Below are 17,340 nucleotides of genomic sequence, written 5' to 3' on the forward strand. Positions count from 1 at the left end.
TCCAAAAGCTCTGAGACTTTGAAGGTAAGGGGGATTATGCGAAGAAAATATTATACAAGATAATTGATTGGAAAATGGAAAATTAATGGTGGTGGACAGGGTGGGAAAATGGACCCACGGGCGTTAATTGAATAACGAAAGAGCTGTCTTGAGTGACAGCTCCTAACTTCAAAAATGTATGTGGGCGTGATGCGTTTGGGCGATACCTTCCAAAAGAAAAACATCGCCAGGCTCAAAAGGTTAAAACCCATTTACACAAAAATATTTTTATCCCATAGTTCTCATAATACACTTGAATACAATGCTATTGTCCCCTCTTTCGGCTTATGGGGATTTCATTTAGCATCACATTTCAAGCTTCCAATAATTATTCCGAGTATTTCTGTCCAACATCAAGCTCTAACTTCAGACATGTCGAATTTGTTTACTATTCCTCTGTCAATTAAGGAGGAACGGGGAAAAGCAGTTATGAATAGCCTCAAAAATTTAAAATTACACAAGTTGTATAAAAACGAAATAGAAAAATGGTGATCAAACATCAGGTTTTTTAGAGACCATAAAAAAACACTTTTTAGTTTTGCTGCTTAAAATGACTCCGGTAATGCGCCGGGGTCTTTTTTTGTAACTTTCTGGGTACATTCGTTTTAATAATCCGCTAAACAGCGATCCACTCTTCTTTTAAGTTCATTAAAGTTGGACTATCCATTACTCCAATTTATCTGTTAGATGCTGAGCGAATTTCTCACATGGATTTAGCGCCATCTCTTTCCCCCTCCTCCTATTCAATATCCTTCAGCTATTTTAAAAGGCGTTCTCTGCTTCGAATTAAGTCCTTTTTTTAACTATCCATTATTCTGGTCAGAGAGTTCATTGAGCAATTTCAGTCATTTAACTTCAGGAAATTCTAAAGGTTAGTGCATATACACATTTTTGATGAATTTCAGTCTTATTGATAGAAGATGGACATTTACCAAGGCACAATGTCATTCCATGACACATATACATACAGGGTAAATGATTATATAGGAAGGGGCAACATTATGAATAAGGAATGGTTAACTAATTTGGTTGGGAAAGTTCTAAAGATAGATAGAGGAGGACCGGAATCTCGGACAGGATTATTATTAGGCATATACGATGATCACTTATCGATTTTAACTGAGCAAGAAGGTGTTATCTACTATAAAACTGACCATATCAAAAGTATTACCGAGAATGTAAAGAATGGGTTCCAATTTCAACTGGAAATCCCCGAAGATTTTACTTTTAAAGCAGCTGATAATTTTATAGACATACTAGATGACCTCAGAAATCAATGGGTAAATATTAACCGAGGCGGTCCCGAGAAGCTTGAAGGCGTACTTCATGATGTTAATGATGAATACGTAACGTTAACACTAAACGAAGAAGTGATTCGCCTGGCAATGTTCCATATTCGCAGCATCAGTTATGGGGCAAGAGTTGAGAAACCAAAAGAAGATGAAAAGTCAGAAAAAAATAAAGATAATAAAGACGATGGAAAATCAGAAAATAATAAAGACGATGGAAAATCAGAAAAAAATAAAGATAATAAAGACGATGGAAAAGAAAATAATAAAGACGATGGAAAATCAGAAAAAAATAAAGATAATAAAGACGATGGAAAAGCGAAAAAAAATAAAGATAATAAAAGACAATGGAAAAGGAAAAAAAAAATAAAGATAATAAAGCAGAAGAAAAAGAAAAATAGTATATCCCATAAATGATGTGTCGCTTCTGGGCAGAAGCGACCATCCAAAAAGATATAAAAGAGGCAATCCAAGAAAACCTGACTGAAGAATTTAGGAACTCAGGCCCTCAAGAAATGAACGAACAATCCGTAAAGAAAAATAATTTAAAAGAAAAAGGAAACTGATAGATAAGAAATGTTACGAATTAATGAAGTCCACTGAAAAAAGTATACAGAAAATGGAAATCAAAAGCCGAATATTATTCATTGATGAAATTTGCTGAAAGAATACATGGGAAATTGAAGGCAAAACGGTTAAAGCCTTAAGATACAATTCAAGGCAAATTGAAAGGAGGACATGGAATGATGATTTTGTTTTTTTCTGTAATTGGGGGAGTCTTCTATTCTTTTTTTGTAAAACCTCAAAATCAAACCACACCTGATACCGTAAAAATTACACCATCCCAAAACAAGGCGGCAGAGGTAAATGCTTAGTTCACAAATTGTCTTAATGTTAATAATTTTTACTTTAACGATTATTCTCATGTTATGGAGACCATTTGGGATTAATGAAACTATACCTACTACAATAGGGGCCTTGACTGTATTAGTTGCAGGCATTGTTCCTTGGATGGATGTTTTAAATATATTTGATATTATCAGGGGCGCTTCTTTAACCATATTATCCACCATAATGATGTCTATTGTACTTGAGAGCATTGGTTTTTTTAGGTGGATTGCTTTAAATATCATCATCCGGTCTAAGGGTTCAGGGGTTAGATTATTCGTTTATACTAATCTCCTATGTTTTTTCATGACAATGTTTTTCAATAACGATGGAAGTATCCTTATCACAACACCTATCATTATTCACATTGTAACGTTACTAAAGATTAAACCTCACCAAAAAATCCCCTTTCTAATATCAGGAGCTCTAATAGCAACAGCAGCGAGTGCGCCAATAGCAGTAAGCAATATTTCCAATTTGATTGCACTAAAAATTGTAGGACTGAGCCTTAATAGTTATATCAATATGATGTTTGTTCCTTCAATGATAGGGATTTTAACAATCGGGTTATTACTTTATCTATATTTTAAGAAGGACCTTCCAAGGAAAATTCCCAGCGTACCTTTAAGGTGGGATAAAACCTTTTCACGCTATGTGCAAACTCATCCACTCGATGTTAAACAACAATCCGAAGATAATAATTGGATGTTGTTTAAAATGAGTTTTGCAATCGTCATTTTAACTCGGGCGAGTTTCTTCGCACTTACACCATTTGGGGTTCCCTTGGAATTGATCGGTATGATGGGAGCGTTCCTTTTGATATTACTGAGATGGTATAAAACCAAAACTGGTCCTAGCGATATTGTAAAGAAAACACCCTGGCATGTTCTTCTATTTGCTTTCAATATGTACGTGCTGGTATATGGTTTGAAGAATGTTGGCTTGAATGATTATATAGTCAGCAATTTAAAACCCTTAATTATGGACAGCCCATTCAACGCTACCATGATCATGGGCATATTATTAACTATCCTATCCAATTTATTTAATAATCTTCCTGCAGTTATGATAGGGACTTTGTCGATAACAGAGATGGGATTGGATCCTCACCTTGTACAAATTGCTTATCTTGCTAACGTGATTGGAAGCGATATAGGTGCTTTGTTAACGCCTGTTGGTACGCTGGCTACATTAATTTGGATGTATATATTGAAGAAACACTCCATCAATATCTCCTGGGGAAAGTATCTTAAAGTTACCTTTTTGATAATTCCTATAGGGTTAATCGTAAGTTTAATCTCGCTGTATTTTTGGACCACTTGGTTATTAATGTAGGAAGGAGGGGTGATTATGAATAATATCTTACAAAATCTCAGAGGAAAAACGATTGAAATAGAAATTTCAGGAAAAAAAATTTTTTTCGGTACACTGGTTGATACTGGTATTGATGTAGTGGTTATCTTTAATGGACAAGATTTTGTGTATCTTCCAATAATTCATATTCAAAATTGCAAAGTAAATACTACGGAAAACGAGGAGATTTCCCTTCCTGTAGACTCACCTGGAATTGAAGCTGAGGAAGAATTATCACTAAGAAAAACTCTTTTATCCGCGAAAGGGATGTTCACGGAATTATACGTAACTGGTAACCAGCCTTTACATGGTTATATAACAAGGGTGATGAATAATTACTTTGAATTCTATTCACCTGTTTATAAAACTATGTATATACCTTTAATTCATTTAAAGTGGATTATCCCATACACAGACAATCAAACTCCATATGGTTTAAGTAACAAGGATCTTCCTGTACATCCATCAAAACTTTCAATGGCAAGATCCTTTGACGTACAAGTGAAAAAACTGATCGGTAGCTTGATTATTTTAAATATAGGAGAAAATCCTAATTTAATTGGACAAATTAATAAGTTAGAAGATAATTTCATTGAACTTATTACTGCAAGGGAGGAACCTGTATATTTAAATCTTCATCATATTAAATCAGTTCACCTACCCTGAATTAAAGGCAGCGAATATGCTGCCTTTTTGATATTCCTTCTTTAAAGCGTAAACAAGGTGAGAATACTTTACCAAAAACCCAATTCTTACATATCTATCTTGTAGTGAAAAATGGTAATTTGTTCAATCCGCTTTATTTTTACCTCATATGATTATCGATGTTGGCTTTGTCCATGGAGTGGTCGGAACCAAGGGAGTTTTGTACTACCGATGAGATTGTGTATAAATGAATATGAAGTAACGGGAGCTTTACTTCTATATGGGGCTGGAAACAGCTCCATTTCTTATGCAACTAAAGGGGCAGGTTAGTTGAATAAGGAACTTGGTAGCTATAATAAAGAAAGCTCGCCAATACTGTGGCGAGTTTTGCTTTTTTATATGCTAATAACGAAGTCAAAACAACTGTCATTGTGGTTTATATCTCCGAAAACCCTTGTGTAGCAAGGGTTTTTTTCTTTGTCTTAAAAGAAAAACGTCGCGCACTGATCATATTTTGGTCATAAAAACGGTCACAATTTAATGATTTCATCTAATTAAAACCACTTCTTCTTGCATGTTTGGAAGAACATGTGAATATGTATTTGCCCAGATACCACTTCTTTGCATGCATATCCCAGCTAAGATTTGAAAGAATTTGTCGATATGATCATCGCGAAAGAGATAAAGAATCCTTTTATAAAAAAAGCCTACCCCCTTTAAGGAAGTAGGCGCATTCAAATTTAAAACTAACAATCGTTCAGGACATTTTATGAAAAAAAGATGCGATAAGCTGTCCTAGTCTTCTAGTTCCCTCGATTATTTCTTCCTCATTAGCATAACTGAACGAGAGCCGGAGGAACTCGGTTCCATCCTTTTCATCCAAGCAAAAGTACTTCCCTGGAACATACGAAACACCCTCAGTTAGAGCCTGTGATAATAATTGCGACGTATCCATACCTGGAATTCTCACCCATACAAAGTAACCACCATCTGGTACATACCAGGAAACGGATTCTGGAAGGAATTGTTCCAACGAATGGATTAACGCAGTACATTTAGCACGATACACATTTTTCAGAAGGTCGATTCGTTTCTCAAAATCCGTGTTTTCTAAGTATACAGCCATTGTACTTTGAGCAAATGGATGGTCTAAATCTTTTTTAAACCACTCTAATGCCTTAATGAATTCACTTTCTCCTGCTATCCATCCAATCCGCATTCCCGGTGCCACTACTTTGGATAATGAACCAACGTGGAGGACTCGTCCGCGTGTATCAAAAGATTTTATTGGCAGCGGATTTTCATCGAAGGCTAATTCTCCGTATGCATCATCCTCTAGAATGAGGAAATCAAACTCGATGGAAAGTTCCAATAAATGCTTCCGCCGCTCAGTTGTCATAGTCGTCCCAGTTGGATTTTGAAAGGTTGGGATGGTATATAGAAAACGCGGGAGGGTTAGACCTTTACGTTTCCTTTCATCCAGCATTTCTTTTAATAGGTACGTTTGGAGTCCATTTTCATCTATAGGTATACTAATAATCTGCTTCGTATAGTTTTGAAAAATCTCTAATGCCTCCATATAGGTGGGAGATTCTACAGCTACGACCGCTTTATCATCAAGGAGAATGCGGGCAATAAGATCAATCCCCTGGCAAGCACCTGATGTAATCAAAAGCTGTTCTTCCAAAACGCGAATTCCACGATCTTCAAGTCTTTTCTGGAGTTGCTGCTTCAGTCTTACAATCCTTGGGCTTCCGATATAATGGAGCGGCAAATCCTGCTCCTCATCAAGAAGTCCGGCTACAGCTACCTTGAGCTCCTCAGCAGGGACGAGCGCAGGATCAGGATAGCCTGAACTCAAACGAATACAACCATCTGGCAGGTCTGACATCCATGCACCGGGCGGATCATTCTTAAGTGCCACTTTAATGTTTTCAGGAAAAAAAGATTCAACATTCACTTCAACCATACCCCTTCCGTCTCAATCAAATCTTAATTGATATTCGCGATTTTTGAAGCTAACTCCTTTATTTTATATAAGCATAAATCTTTTGTAGAAACACCCTCTGATGAGAGACAACAATCACTCTTTATATTTTACAAATTCCGGAGTCCCTTTTACACAGACTTTCTTGGTCGCTCCAATGCAATTTTAAACTATGTGTGTATGGATGAGGTCGTTATTATTGTCCTCAGTATTTGTAAAGCTGATTAAAAGAACGAAAAAATAAAGAAAGGCAGATCATCCGCCTTTCTTCACTTATGCAACTCATTCCATTTCTTAACCAATCGCTTCGGTGCCGCACGTAAATAGGCTTCTTGAATTAGATAGGTCAATTCATCCCAGTCTTCCCTATCCGGACTTTGAATAGAGACCCAACCGTGATGTCCTATATATGGGGTTTTGAAAAAATTCTCTTTCTTTAGCAATAATTCTTGAGTTTCTCGATTTGACTTGAACGACAAGCTGAATCCTTTCTCGCTTTCACCTGAAATCACGAAGGATTTTCCATTGATTTTAAAAGTATTGTGACCGAAACCGTCAATATGTTCAACAGCTTCGGGCAGTGCAAGACAGATATTGCGTACATTTTCAAGCATGGCTGCCGTGCCTTGTGTTTCATGTTTTAATTCACCTATTATCAACTCTATTTTGCATTCACATCGGGTTGATGAATTCCAAAAGTATTGCCTTCGGTATCAATATAGTATCCTTGCCAAGCCATTCCGGGCAGGGCAAATTTGGGCATTGCGACCTTGCCGCCATTTTCAATAATTTTAGCTTCCGTTAAATCGTAACTTTCCACTCCCATGGTACAAGCAAATGCATTTAACGCTTGGTGTGTTTCCGGTGGAGCACTATGACGCTGCATCAAAGCACCATCGATCCCAGGTTCATTCTCATCACCAGTTACTGCTCCAAAGTAAGGCATTCCTGCATACTCACTCCAGTCTTGAAATGTCCATCCGAATACCTCTCCATAAAACTTCTTTGCCCGTTCCATGTCATTCACATGAATTTCGAAATGAACTATTCTTCCCATGATTTCCTCCTAATTTTTACAAGAATTAACCATTTCCTTAAATTATTCTCATTTATTATTATAATGGACATGGAAATAAATTCAATTATCATAAGAATATATTATTTTTAGTTGAGATTAAATCAATTTTTAGAGTCTCATCATACATCCTGTCATAACTTTTTAGAAAGACCATAGGAACCGTTTTTCAAATATAGTTAGTTCCTACCAACAGAATCGGCTCCCTTCCCCTTCTACATATCTACTCAATTATTTTTAAAAAATTAATTGTGACACTCACTCCACATGAATCGACTGTGGAAGCATTCTGTCTTATACCGTACCTTCAGCATTTTAATGTTTGTCGGAGGTAATAGGGAGTGTCCGTTCAACTATTACTCCTCTAGAAAAATACTATCTTGCGATAAACCTAATTTGGCATACCATCACATCTCACAATCCTACTAATTTACATACAGCAATAGCATATTCCCACAAAAAAACTGGTCACATTTTGGTCACGTACTATCGAAAACTATCGGAAACCATTAATCACTTTAATAAGTAAAGCTTCCTTAAAGGAGAAGCGGTAGATAAAAAGAAAAAACCCTTGAATATCAAGGGTTTTCGAATATGGAGCTTAGCGGGATCGAATCGCGACCTCTACGCTCCCAGCGTGGGGAGTAGAAGTACGATTTGATCAAATCCTAATACACTAAAAAAGTTCATAGTGATCAAAAAAGGTTGTTATAAAAAACACCTCTTTCTCTACAAATTGAACCCCTGTATCAATCTTTTTTTCTTTCTAAGTGGTCTAAAAACCTTCAATTCTCTGTAATTATTTTTTCTGCCTCTTTTTTTAATAATTCTATCTTATCCGTGTTTTCCCAAGGCAATTTGATATCCGTTCTTCCAAAGTGTCCGTAGCAAGCAGTTTGAAAGTAAATAGGTTGCCGGAGATTTAACATCTTAATAATTCCTGCAGGGCGAAGGTCAAAGCATTTACCTATTAGTTGAACGATTTTTGTTTCTTCTATTTTTCCAGTACCAAACGTTTCAACAGCTATTGAAACAGGGGAAGCTACTCCAATCGAATAAGCCAGTTGAACTTCACATTTGTCTGCAAACCCTGCTGCAACAATATTTTTAGCTACATAACGTGCTGCATAGGCTGCCGAACGATCAACCTTAGTTGGATCTTTTCCCGAAAAGGCACCGCCACCATGACGTGCGTATCCGCCATACGTATCAACAATAATTTTACGGCCTGTTAAGCCTGCATCTCCCTTTGGTCCACCAATAACGAAACGTCCAGTCGGATTTATAAAATATTTCGTGTTAGAGTCAAGCAACTCAGGTGGTACCACGTAAGCAATTACATGTTTCTGCACATCTTTTTTTATTTGTTCTAATTCTACGTTAGGATCATGTTGTGCGGAAATTACAATTGTATTAACGCGAATAGGCTTTGTGTCCTCATATTCCACAGTAACCTGAACTTTTCCATCTGGACGCAAATAACCTATTACCCCATTTTTTCGCACTTCTGTTAAACGTCTAGCCAGTTTGTTTGATAGAGAAATTGACAATGGCATTAACTCCTCGGTTTCATTGCAAGCAAATCCAAACATTAATCCTTGGTCTCCAGCACCAATTGCCTCTATTTCGTCCTCATTCATTAAACCTTCACGTGCTTCTAGAGCTTGATTAACTCCCATAGCTATATCAGGAGATTGTTTATTCAGTGCTATTAAAATCTTACATGTATCAGCATCAAGCCCATATTCAGAGTTGGTATAACCGATTTCCCGGATAGTTTCTCTTACTATTTTCAAGAAATCTACAGCGCAGTCCGTTGTAATTTCTCCGGATAAAACAACCAAATCTGAACTAACTGAACTTTCACAAGCAACACGGGCATTTCGGTCTTTTTCAAATATAGCATCCAATACAGCATCCGAAATTTGATCACACATTTTATCAGGATGACCTTCAGTAACCGACTCTGATGTAAAAAGATGCAGTTGTTTTTTATACATTACTTTCTCAACTCCCAAACTAACAATTATTTATACTATTTATCTTTTATGCCTAAGTTTTTCAACAATTTAATAGAAAGTTTCAAATATAAAGTTCCTCCATCAGGAACTTAATCATAAATTTCGAAGTATACTGTCATACTGACCTTCCGCATCAGGACAAACAATACCTTTTTCGGTCACAAAGGCTGTTACAAGCGAATAAGGCGTAATATCAAATGCAGGGTTATACACTTTAATTCCTTGTGGTGCAATCCGTTTTCCTAATCCAACCGTAATTTCAGCTTCCGAACGTTCTTCTATTTGAATGTTTTTTCCAGTGGGTGTGCTTAAATCAACCGAAGATAATGGAGCCGCCACATAAAATGGTATTCCATGAGCTTTCGCTAAAAGAGCTACCGTATAGGTTCCAATTTTATTAGCCACATCCCCATTGGCAGCCACCCGGTCCGTTCCAACAATAACAGCTTGTACCGACTGATTAGCCATCACCACAGCTGCCATACTATCACAAATAAGGGTGACATCAATACCAGCCTTTTGCAACTCCCATGTAGTAAGACGTGCCCCCTGCAAAACAGGACGAGTTTCATTGACAAATATTTTTAAATTCCACCCTTGTTCTTTAGCGATATAAAAAGGAGCTGTTGCAGTTCCATATAAAGCAGTTGCTAAACTTCCTGCATTACAATGCGTGAGAATTCCCATCCCGTCTTTAAATAAACTAAGAGCATGTTCGCCAATTTGTCGACAGACTCTCTCATCTTCCTCCTGAATCTTCAACGCTTCTTCGAGGAGATTTCTCTTAATAAAATCTACATTTAATCCTTTTTTCTGTCCCTGACAAGCTCTTCCTTTTAAACGGTTTAATGCCCAGAACAAGTTAACTGCTGTCGGCCTTGCCGTTGCTAAATACTCCGATTTTTTTTCTAATTCTGTTATGAAAGCATTTACACTTTTTTCTTGACTTTTTTGAACTCCCAAATAGAGACCGTAGGCAGCCGCCATCCCTATAGCAGGAGCGCCACGTACTTTAAGATATCGAATGGCTTCCCAAACCTCTTTTATAGTAGATAGAGACAAAAACACCGTTTCTTCTGGCAGACGGGTTTGATCCAGTAAAATGAGTTGGTCATTTTTCCACTGAATGGATTGAATAAACTTCTTAATCCTCATCTACCTCCCTATTTTTAATGTACCTGACTAAAGCGGTGAGATCACAAATCGTCCATACTGTTTCCCGTCTCAATACCAATTGTTGTCCAATGGCAAGGGCTAATCTTTCTCCTTTTGCTCTTAATTTAGGATCGTCTATGCTTTCTAAATCAGGAACATGGGCTAAACCGATTACTCGTCGCATCATTTCACAGCCCGCATATCCTAAAGTATCTTGAAGTAAACGCAGTATATAATCATCATCATATCCCTGTACGGACGCATAGAACGAACTCTCATTTCCCTTCCACAATGCTCTAAATTCTTTTTCAAAGATTGTCCAAATTTCCTCTACTATATTTAATAGATAATCCTGGTATTGAAGCCTTTCTTTTTGATCTAGAGAACATCCTTCATGTGCGCAAAAATTGAGTAATAGATTGGCAACCACATTTCCAATATCAAAACCCATTGGTCCATAAAAGGCGAACTCTGGATCAATTACTTTCGTGTCCTTTTCTGTGACCATAATGCTGCCTGTATGAAGATCTCCATGGATCAGTGCCTGAGCATGAGTGAGGAATCTTTCTTTTAACTTTGTAATTTCAAGTTTAAGCTCAGCATGATCCCAAATTTCTTTTATTACTTCCTTCATTAGCGGGTTAAATTGATTTGTTGTTGCGTCGTAGTACGGATCAGTAAACACAAGATCTTCTGTTATTTTGCACAATTCTAGATTAATAAATTTCACGACTTTCTGTTTTTTATATTGGGGCTCTAAGGCTAAATCTGAAGTTAAAAAGAGAGTCCTAGCTAGAAAAGTGCCTATGTGTTTTGCAAAATGAGGATATTGATTGCGAGTAATGAGTCCTTTGCGCATATTGATATGTGTCGATAAATCCTCCATGATAGTTAGGGACATTTCTTTATCATAAAGATAGACTTTTGGAACTAAGCCCGGACAAAGTATATTTTGTATCATTAATGCATCGCTCTCAATACGGGACCTGTCCAATGTTAACGGCCAGGACTCCCCTACGACGCGAGCATAAGGAAGTGCTTGTTTAATAATTATACTTTTACCTGACGTACCTTTTTCCGTTATACGAAATACTAGATTTAGATTTCCATCCCCCAATTCCTTGCAAATTAATAGAGCATTTTCTGAAAATAAACCTGGAATCTTCTTAACATATTGTATGGTTTCTAGCTCACTAAGCACGTGATAACCTGAGTTTGACATTGAGCTCCTCTTCCCTTTCCCCCAATTTTTTCACGAGTATAAATGACCATATGTTTGCAATGACATAAACTAAAGTTAGACAAATAATTGATTTTTGTTTGTTTATTCACTAAAAAGGTTATCTCATCATATGCTGTTTTAAAGAAGAGGTGATTAATTATTCAAAATAACCAATTTATAATCAAAGCATCCACTCAAATGGAACGCCTACCAAATCAATTTTTTTCTACATTAGTTGGGAAAGTGAATGAGTTTATTCATGCAGGGTATGATGTTATTAATCTTGGACAAGGTAACCCCGACCTACCTACCCCACCTCATATTATTCACTCATTACAAAAAGCTGCTGAAAATCCAATTAATCATAAATATCCACCATTTTCCGGGAAAAATGAACTAAAGGAAGCTATATGTACTTGGTATCAGAACGAACATGGAGTTACATTGGATCCAAAGAAGGAAGTAGCTATATTGTTTGGATCCAAAACCGGTCTCATACAAATATCACAAATTTTGCTCAATCCAGGTGACATGGCTCTCGTTCCTGACCCAGGCTATCCTGATTATTGGTCAGGAATTGCTATTGCTGGTGCTCAGATGGTCCCTATGGCATTAGACTTTACAAACGGATTTTTTCCCGATTTTTCAAAACTTACATCTTCCCAGTGCAAACAATCAAAATTAATGTTTCTTAATTATCCATCAAACCCAACAGGAGCTTGTGCGACTAGTTCCTTCTTTGATGAAGCCATTTCCTTTGCAAAGAAAAACAATATTGTCATTGCCCATGATTTTGCCTATGGAGCAATCGGTTTCGCCGGGCACAAACCTATCAGCTATTTATCCCGTTCAGGTGCTAAGGATGTTGGTCTCGAATTTTACACGCTGTCAAAAACCTATAATATGGCAGGGTGGCGCATTGGATTTGCTCTTGGTAACCAAGAGCTGATTCGGTTAATCAATGAACTTCAAGACCACTATTTTGTCAGCCTATTCGGTGGAATTCAAGAAGCAGCTATAACAGCCCTGACTTCCTCTCAAGAGTGCGTCCGAGAACTTGTTGCCACTTACGAATTACGACGCAATGCCCTTTTTGAAGAATTAAAAAAACTTGGTTGGAATACTCCGGTTCCTAAAGGCTCCTTTTTTGCCTGGGTTACTGTTCCACAAGGATACACATCAAGCCAATTTGCAGAGACCCTATTAGAGAAAGCGAAAGTTGTCGTAGCTCCAGGAATTGGATTTGGCAAGCACGGAGAGGGATATGTTCGAATCGGATTTCTTGCTGAAGAGGAACGTATTCGGGAAGCTGTGCAACGAATTTCCAAATTGTCTATCTTTTAAAGACCTATACAAACTTATATTCGGAGTTGAATCAATTGTGACAGTTGACCAAGATTATGTGATCGCTACCTATTTAGTTCATGGCAATCTTAAATTTCACAAAAAAGCAGAAGAAATCGCTGTAGGACTTACTGTCGGGACTTGGACTGATCTCCCAACCACAAAAAAAGAACAAATGAAACCGCACTTAGGAAAAGTAATCGAAGTAAAAGTGTTAAATCCCGATTCAAATGGTATACCTAAGGCTCTATTAATGATTGGTTACCCCCTTGTTAATATGAATCCAGATATACCCTCTATCCTCACAACGGTCTTTGGTAAATTATCAATGGACGGTCAAATTAAATTAATAGATTTGCACTTGCCAGATTCTCTTCTCTCCCAATTTCCAGGACCGCGTTTTGGAATTGATGGAATAAGAAGGCTGTTAGGCGTACACGACCGTCCATTATTAATGAGTATCTTCAAACAATGTATCGGGCTTCCTCTTCATGAACTAGAAAGGGAATATCAAAACCAAATTAATGGACAAGTCGACCTTGTAAAAGATGACGAGATTTTCTTACGGGATGATTATGCACCTGTTTTGAAGCGAATAGAAGCTTTTGAAAAATGTAATAAACGTCAAGAAGAAAAAAACGGAAAAAAAGTACTTTATGCCGTTAACTTAACCGGACCAGTTACTCTTCTAGTTGAACAGGCAAAACAATTGTCTAAAGCAGGAGCATCATGCTTGTTACTGAATGTGGCTCCATATGGATTTGATGTCCTCCACCGGATATCCGCAAATCCTGATGTCAATATTCCGATCATAGCCCACCCTGCCTTTACCGGTGCATTTTATCAATCACCTTATTACGGGCTATCAGCTCAATTGCTACTAGGAAAATTAATGCGTTTTTCTGGTGCCGACATTGTTCTTTATCCGTCTCCTTACGGTTCTGTAGCCATGCCAAAAGATGTAGCCCTTGATATAGCAAAACAACTACAATGTCCAAACCATATTCATCGTCCCGCTTTTCCAACACCTTCTGCAGGAATTCATCCTGGTCTAGTTCCAGCACTATATCGAGATTTTGGTGAAAATATCATTATTAATGCAGGTGGGGGAATTCATGGACATCCTCAAGGCACTTCAGCTGGAGGAAAAGCCTTTATTGATGCGATTCAAGCAGCCGTTTCAGGTCTTTCTCTGGAGAAAGCAGCAGAAAACGCTCCTGAGCTTCGTTCAGCGATACAAAAATGGGGTGCATTATAACCATGGATTCATTCAAAAAAATGGTTATATTTTGCGATTTTGATGGAACAGTTACAATAAATGATAACATTATCAATATTATGAAATATTTTAATCCGCCTGGATGGGAAACGATCAAAAATGATACTTTAGCGGGAAAAATGAGCGTCCGAGAAGGAGTAGGACACATGTTTTTATTATTACCTACTGCATACCGAGAAGAAATCGTTCATTACGCTATAAAACAAGCCAAAATTCGAGCGGGTTTTGATAAATTTATTCAATTTTGTCAGGATCACAATATTCGTCTACTTATTACTAGTGGAGGAATTGACTTTTTCGTTTACCCTATTTTATCGCAATACCACATCTCCCAAAATGACATCTTTTGCAATTCTAGTGATTTTAGCGGCAAACAAATCAAAATTCTATGGCCTTTTTCTTGTGATACACAATGTAGCAATGATTGTGGAATGTGCAAACCAAGTATTCTCCGTTCACTTTCAACTAACGATTCTATGAATATTGTCATCGGAGACAGCATCACAGATTTGGCCATTGCTAAAATGGCTGACCTTGTCATTGCAAGAGATTTTCTTTTACAGAAATGTAAAGAACACTCTCTTCCTTACAAAGAGTTTAATTCATTTTTCGATGTGATAAACATTTTAAACCAAATTCCAATAAGTGAGGTGTAGACCTATAACCAAAAATGATTTTGAAAAAATTAACCTTGAAGCAGTCCAACAAGCTTTTAAAACATTACAAAAAGTTAAAGGAACCCTATCGGAAAGAGGGTGGTTTCCAGCAACGAGTGGTAACATATCCGTTCTTGTAAAAGGTTCTTCATTTGAGAATAACCAGCCAATATTCGCCATAAGCTCTAGTGGAAAAGACAAATCGATTCATACTCCTGAAGATTTTCTTGTAATTAATTCGGATGGAAATCCTGTATTTCCTACCAATTTAAAACCTTCTGCTGAAGCTTTAATTCACACCTCCATTTATCAATTGATTCCTAATTGTAAAGCGGTTTTTCATGTCCATACTATTTATAATAATCTCATTTCGGACCTATACGGAGATCAAAGAAAGATTACCTTTACAAACCATGAACTGATTAAAGCTTTTGATATTTGGGAAGAAGAAGCTTCCATATCAATTCCCATCATAGAAAATTATTCCAGCATCCCTAAATTAGCAGAAGAAATCCTTCGGGTAATCCAACCCGAGGTACCTGGAGTATTAATCCGCAACCACGGAATCTATGTATGGGGAGATAGTGACTTTACTGCTAAACGCCATTTAGAGGCATTTGAATTTCTATTTGAATATCAAACCAATATGTATTTTCTAAAAAAATTCAAATAAACTTAATAAACTTTAAAAAAGGAGACTTTTACTATGGCAAACATTCGAATACGAAATACTAATGAAAGACTAACAGGAGAACAAGAGGTAAAAAGATTCTTGAATGAACAAGGTATTCTTTACGAACATTGGGATACAGGAAAAATACCCAATGATCTACGTGATACATTTATACTGTCTTATGAGAAAAAAGAAGAGATCCTTAACATCTTTGATTCTGAAATTAGGTCCCTTGCAAATCGACGTGGCTATAAAGAATGGGATATTGTTGCATTGTCCGATGCAACTCCTAATCTAGACGAACTCCTAAAGAAGTTTGAACAGGTACATGTTCATACCGAAGATGAAGTACGTGCCATCACAGCAGGAAATGGAATCTTTACTATCAAGGGGGATTCCGGGTATTTCGATGTAGAATTATCTGCTGGAGATGTGATTTCTGTCCCGGTAAATATACCCCATTTCTTTACTTTAATGGAAAATCGCAAAGTTGTAGCCGTTCGCTTGTTTATTGATGCTTCAGGCTGGGTTGCTCATTCTTATGAAGATCCGGAGTTCAAATCGTAATAGAAATTCATATATTGACTTTAAACAAAGAAATCAAAGATACGTAATTAGCCTCTTTCATCCGAAAGAGGCTTTTCCATATTTATAGTACCTTGTTTTTGATTAAGGGATTCGTGATCAAGAAGCCAATATAGACCATCATGATCCACAATGACTTTCAAGAAATCATCCCTTCCTGATTTATCGTTTGATTTCCACCTCGTATAAGCGATTGATACTAACATTGATACAAAAGCATCCCTATAATTTTCATCCTTGAAATTTTCCTCATTCCATCCTTTGATATTTTGTATGGAACTTGAAAGTCCAACGATTTTTTTACATACTTCTACTAAGAAATCCTTTTCTTTTTCCATTTCTCTTATTTCCTTTTTATTAAAAGGAAAATTTCTATGAGGGCTTGTTTCTAAATAAACTCTCTTTGATGCTCCCGATATTGGAAAATGATTTAGCCAGTCACTAATCTTAAGATAACCTTCTGGCTGCCATCTTGGATTAATCTGATTACAATCATTTTTTTCCACATCTACATCGCGAATATAGTATTCTGGTTTTACTGGAGTGCTTAAACAAGCACCTATCGTGAAAATGAGATATTCCTTTAAAAAAGAACCCTTCACTTTTTTATACCTGTTTTTAGAAAAAAATTTAATATTACGGTACAAAAATTCGAACGCATCTTCGTTATTATTCGTTTTCATTTCCCAATTTGTTCTATCCTTATACATGAGTACAATACAATCTCTTTCATTATAGTGGTAACTAGAGCCTAAGCTAACTCCGATAAATAAAGACTTTTCTTGGATGTCAGAAAAATCTAAAGGTATTATTGTCTTATTTTTTTGTCGCTTATCCCCCCAAGGTGTACCTTTATCATTAATTAATTTCACTATTATTTCACCTTCTAACTCAGAGATCCTTAATTCACAATTAATCCATATTTATATTATTCCAACACTATCAATATTATGACTTAAACTGAGTAAAAAGGGGGAAAACTCAAAGCCCCCAGCACGAGGAATCTATATTTGTTGGACTTATTAAATCGACATAAGAATTGATCCTCTTCCTTGATTTATTAAGAAAGAAGAATTGGTTATGTCTAGAAATTAAGCTGAACTTATATAAAAATAAAATAGAGAACTAG

The 17,340-nt window shown here is 36.7% G+C and carries 18 protein-coding genes; 11 read left to right on the forward strand and 7 right to left on the reverse strand.

Annotated features, from left to right (window positions below; translation table 11 throughout):
* Positions 1–174 precede the first annotated feature (174 nt).
* From ABIE66_RS24735 to ABIE66_RS24760, 6 genes are all read left to right on the forward strand, one after another.
* Positions 175–531 carry a hypothetical protein gene (locus ABIE66_RS24735; protein WP_370016633.1) on the forward strand — a complete coding sequence of 119 codons (357 nt, stop codon included), beginning with the start codon at positions 175–177 and terminating at the stop codon, positions 529–531.
* 509 nt (positions 532–1,040) lie between these two features.
* A complete protein-coding gene (locus tag ABIE66_RS24740; protein ID WP_370016634.1) occupies positions 1,041–1,745 on the forward strand; it encodes a hypothetical protein in 705 nt (234 codons plus the stop codon).
* Complete coding sequence (locus ABIE66_RS24745) at positions 1,745–1,894, forward strand: hypothetical protein (protein ID WP_370016635.1); 150 nt, start codon at positions 1,745–1,747, stop codon at positions 1,892–1,894. The genes ABIE66_RS24740 and ABIE66_RS24745 overlap by 1 nt, the downstream gene beginning before the upstream one ends.
* Positions 1,895–2,071: 177 nt before the next feature.
* A complete protein-coding gene (locus ABIE66_RS24750) occupies positions 2,072–2,203 on the forward strand; it encodes a hypothetical protein (protein ID WP_370016636.1) in 132 nt (43 codons plus the stop codon).
* On the forward strand, positions 2,196–3,551 hold the full coding sequence (locus tag ABIE66_RS24755) for an arsenic transporter (RefSeq protein WP_370016637.1): 1,356 nt from the start codon (positions 2,196–2,198) through the stop codon (positions 3,549–3,551). Before ABIE66_RS24750 ends, ABIE66_RS24755 begins: the two co-directional genes overlap by 8 nt.
* A gap of 15 nt (positions 3,552–3,566) precedes the next feature.
* Positions 3,567–4,235 (forward strand): DUF2642 domain-containing protein, encoded by a 669-nt coding sequence (locus ABIE66_RS24760; RefSeq protein WP_370016638.1) that lies wholly within the window; start codon positions 3,567–3,569, stop codon positions 4,233–4,235.
* A gap of 736 nt (positions 4,236–4,971) precedes the next feature.
* Here ABIE66_RS24760 and ABIE66_RS24765 read toward each other — a convergent pair.
* From ABIE66_RS24765 to mtnK, 6 genes are all read right to left on the reverse strand, one after another.
* Complete coding sequence (locus tag ABIE66_RS24765) at positions 4,972–6,174, reverse strand: aminotransferase-like domain-containing protein (RefSeq protein WP_370016639.1); 1,203 nt, start codon at positions 6,172–6,174, stop codon at positions 4,972–4,974.
* 296 nt (positions 6,175–6,470) lie between these two features.
* Positions 6,471–6,860, reverse strand: coding sequence for an MmcQ/YjbR family DNA-binding protein (locus ABIE66_RS24770; protein WP_370016640.1), 390 nt, complete (start codon positions 6,858–6,860; stop codon positions 6,471–6,473).
* 2 nt (positions 6,861–6,862) lie between these two features.
* The gene (locus tag ABIE66_RS24775; protein WP_370016641.1) at positions 6,863–7,258 is read right to left on the reverse strand and encodes a VOC family protein; all 396 of its coding nucleotides are present in this window, start codon (positions 7,256–7,258) and stop codon (positions 6,863–6,865) included.
* Positions 7,259–8,061: 803 nt separating this feature from the next.
* Positions 8,062–9,276 (reverse strand): methionine adenosyltransferase, encoded by a 1,215-nt coding sequence (gene metK / locus ABIE66_RS24780; protein WP_370016642.1) that lies wholly within the window; start codon positions 9,274–9,276, stop codon positions 8,062–8,064.
* Positions 9,277–9,390: 114 nt separating this feature from the next.
* A complete protein-coding gene (mtnA, locus tag ABIE66_RS24785; protein ID WP_370016643.1) occupies positions 9,391–10,452 on the reverse strand; it encodes an S-methyl-5-thioribose-1-phosphate isomerase in 1,062 nt (353 codons plus the stop codon).
* A complete protein-coding gene (gene mtnK / locus ABIE66_RS24790; RefSeq protein WP_370016644.1) occupies positions 10,442–11,674 on the reverse strand; it encodes an S-methyl-5-thioribose kinase in 1,233 nt (410 codons plus the stop codon). The genes mtnA and mtnK overlap by 11 nt, the downstream gene beginning before the upstream one ends.
* 159 nt (positions 11,675–11,833) lie before the next feature.
* Between mtnK and ABIE66_RS24795 the strand changes: the two genes are divergently transcribed.
* Genes ABIE66_RS24795 through ABIE66_RS24815 form a run of 5 tightly spaced genes read left to right on the forward strand, consistent with a single transcriptional unit; the run spans position 11,834 to position 16,193 of the window.
* The gene (locus ABIE66_RS24795) at positions 11,834–13,018 is read left to right on the forward strand and encodes a pyridoxal phosphate-dependent aminotransferase (RefSeq protein WP_370017112.1); all 1,185 of its coding nucleotides are present in this window, start codon (positions 11,834–11,836) and stop codon (positions 13,016–13,018) included.
* 37 nt (positions 13,019–13,055) lie between these two features.
* A complete protein-coding gene (locus tag ABIE66_RS24800; protein WP_370016645.1) occupies positions 13,056–14,276 on the forward strand; it encodes a 2,3-diketo-5-methylthiopentyl-1-phosphate enolase in 1,221 nt (406 codons plus the stop codon).
* A 2-nt stretch (positions 14,277–14,278) separates the two neighbouring features.
* Positions 14,279–14,953: a 2-hydroxy-3-keto-5-methylthiopentenyl-1-phosphate phosphatase gene (locus ABIE66_RS24805; protein WP_370016646.1), complete on the forward strand. Its 675-nt coding sequence runs from the start codon at positions 14,279–14,281 to the stop codon at positions 14,951–14,953.
* Entirely contained in the window at positions 14,943–15,626 is a 684-nt protein-coding gene (mtnB, locus tag ABIE66_RS24810; protein ID WP_370016647.1) for a methylthioribulose 1-phosphate dehydratase, read from the forward strand. The genes ABIE66_RS24805 and mtnB overlap by 11 nt, the downstream gene beginning before the upstream one ends.
* Before the next feature lie 33 nt (positions 15,627–15,659).
* On the forward strand, positions 15,660–16,193 hold the full coding sequence (locus ABIE66_RS24815; RefSeq protein WP_370016648.1) for a 1,2-dihydroxy-3-keto-5-methylthiopentene dioxygenase: 534 nt from the start codon (positions 15,660–15,662) through the stop codon (positions 16,191–16,193).
* Between the two features lie 47 nt (positions 16,194–16,240).
* Here ABIE66_RS24815 and ABIE66_RS24820 read toward each other — a convergent pair whose 3' ends face one another.
* Complete coding sequence (locus ABIE66_RS24820) at positions 16,241–17,083, reverse strand: hypothetical protein (protein WP_370016649.1); 843 nt, start codon at positions 17,081–17,083, stop codon at positions 16,241–16,243.
* Positions 17,084–17,340: the final 257 nt, after the last annotated feature.

It is taken from the genome of Peribacillus sp. B2I2 (assembly GCF_041261685.1).
Taxonomy (GTDB): Bacteria; Bacillota; Bacilli; order Bacillales; family DSM-1321; genus Peribacillus.

What these genes read in the sequence shown, in the direction of transcription:
- ABIE66_RS24755 (WP_370016637.1), top strand. Translation starts at nt 2,196, where the DNA reads ATGCTTAGTTCACAAATTGTCTTAATGTTAATAATTTTTACTTTAACG.
- ABIE66_RS24740 (WP_370016634.1), top strand. Translation starts at nt 1,041, where the DNA reads ATGAATAAGGAATGGTTAACTAATTTGGTTGGGAAAGTTCTAAAGATA.
- ABIE66_RS24745 (WP_370016635.1), top strand. Translation starts at nt 1,745, where the DNA reads ATGTGTCGCTTCTGGGCAGAAGCGACCATCCAAAAAGATATAAAAGAG.
- ABIE66_RS24750 (WP_370016636.1), top strand. Translation starts at nt 2,072, where the DNA reads ATGATGATTTTGTTTTTTTCTGTAATTGGGGGAGTCTTCTATTCTTTT.
- ABIE66_RS24775 (WP_370016641.1), bottom strand. Translation starts at nt 7,258, where the DNA reads ATGGGAAGAATAGTTCATTTCGAAATTCATGTGAATGACATGGAACGG.
- mtnK (WP_370016644.1), bottom strand. Translation starts at nt 11,674, where the DNA reads ATGTCAAACTCAGGTTATCACGTGCTTAGTGAGCTAGAAACCATACAA.
- ABIE66_RS24735 (WP_370016633.1), top strand. Translation starts at nt 175, where the DNA reads ATGTATGTGGGCGTGATGCGTTTGGGCGATACCTTCCAAAAGAAAAAC.
- mtnA (WP_370016643.1), bottom strand. Translation starts at nt 10,452, where the DNA reads ATGAGGATTAAGAAGTTTATTCAATCCATTCAGTGGAAAAATGACCAA.
- ABIE66_RS24815 (WP_370016648.1), top strand. Translation starts at nt 15,660, where the DNA reads ATGGCAAACATTCGAATACGAAATACTAATGAAAGACTAACAGGAGAA.
- metK (WP_370016642.1), bottom strand. Translation starts at nt 9,276, where the DNA reads ATGTATAAAAAACAACTGCATCTTTTTACATCAGAGTCGGTTACTGAA.
- ABIE66_RS24805 (WP_370016646.1), top strand. Translation starts at nt 14,279, where the DNA reads ATGGATTCATTCAAAAAAATGGTTATATTTTGCGATTTTGATGGAACA.
- ABIE66_RS24760 (WP_370016638.1), top strand. Translation starts at nt 3,567, where the DNA reads ATGAATAATATCTTACAAAATCTCAGAGGAAAAACGATTGAAATAGAA.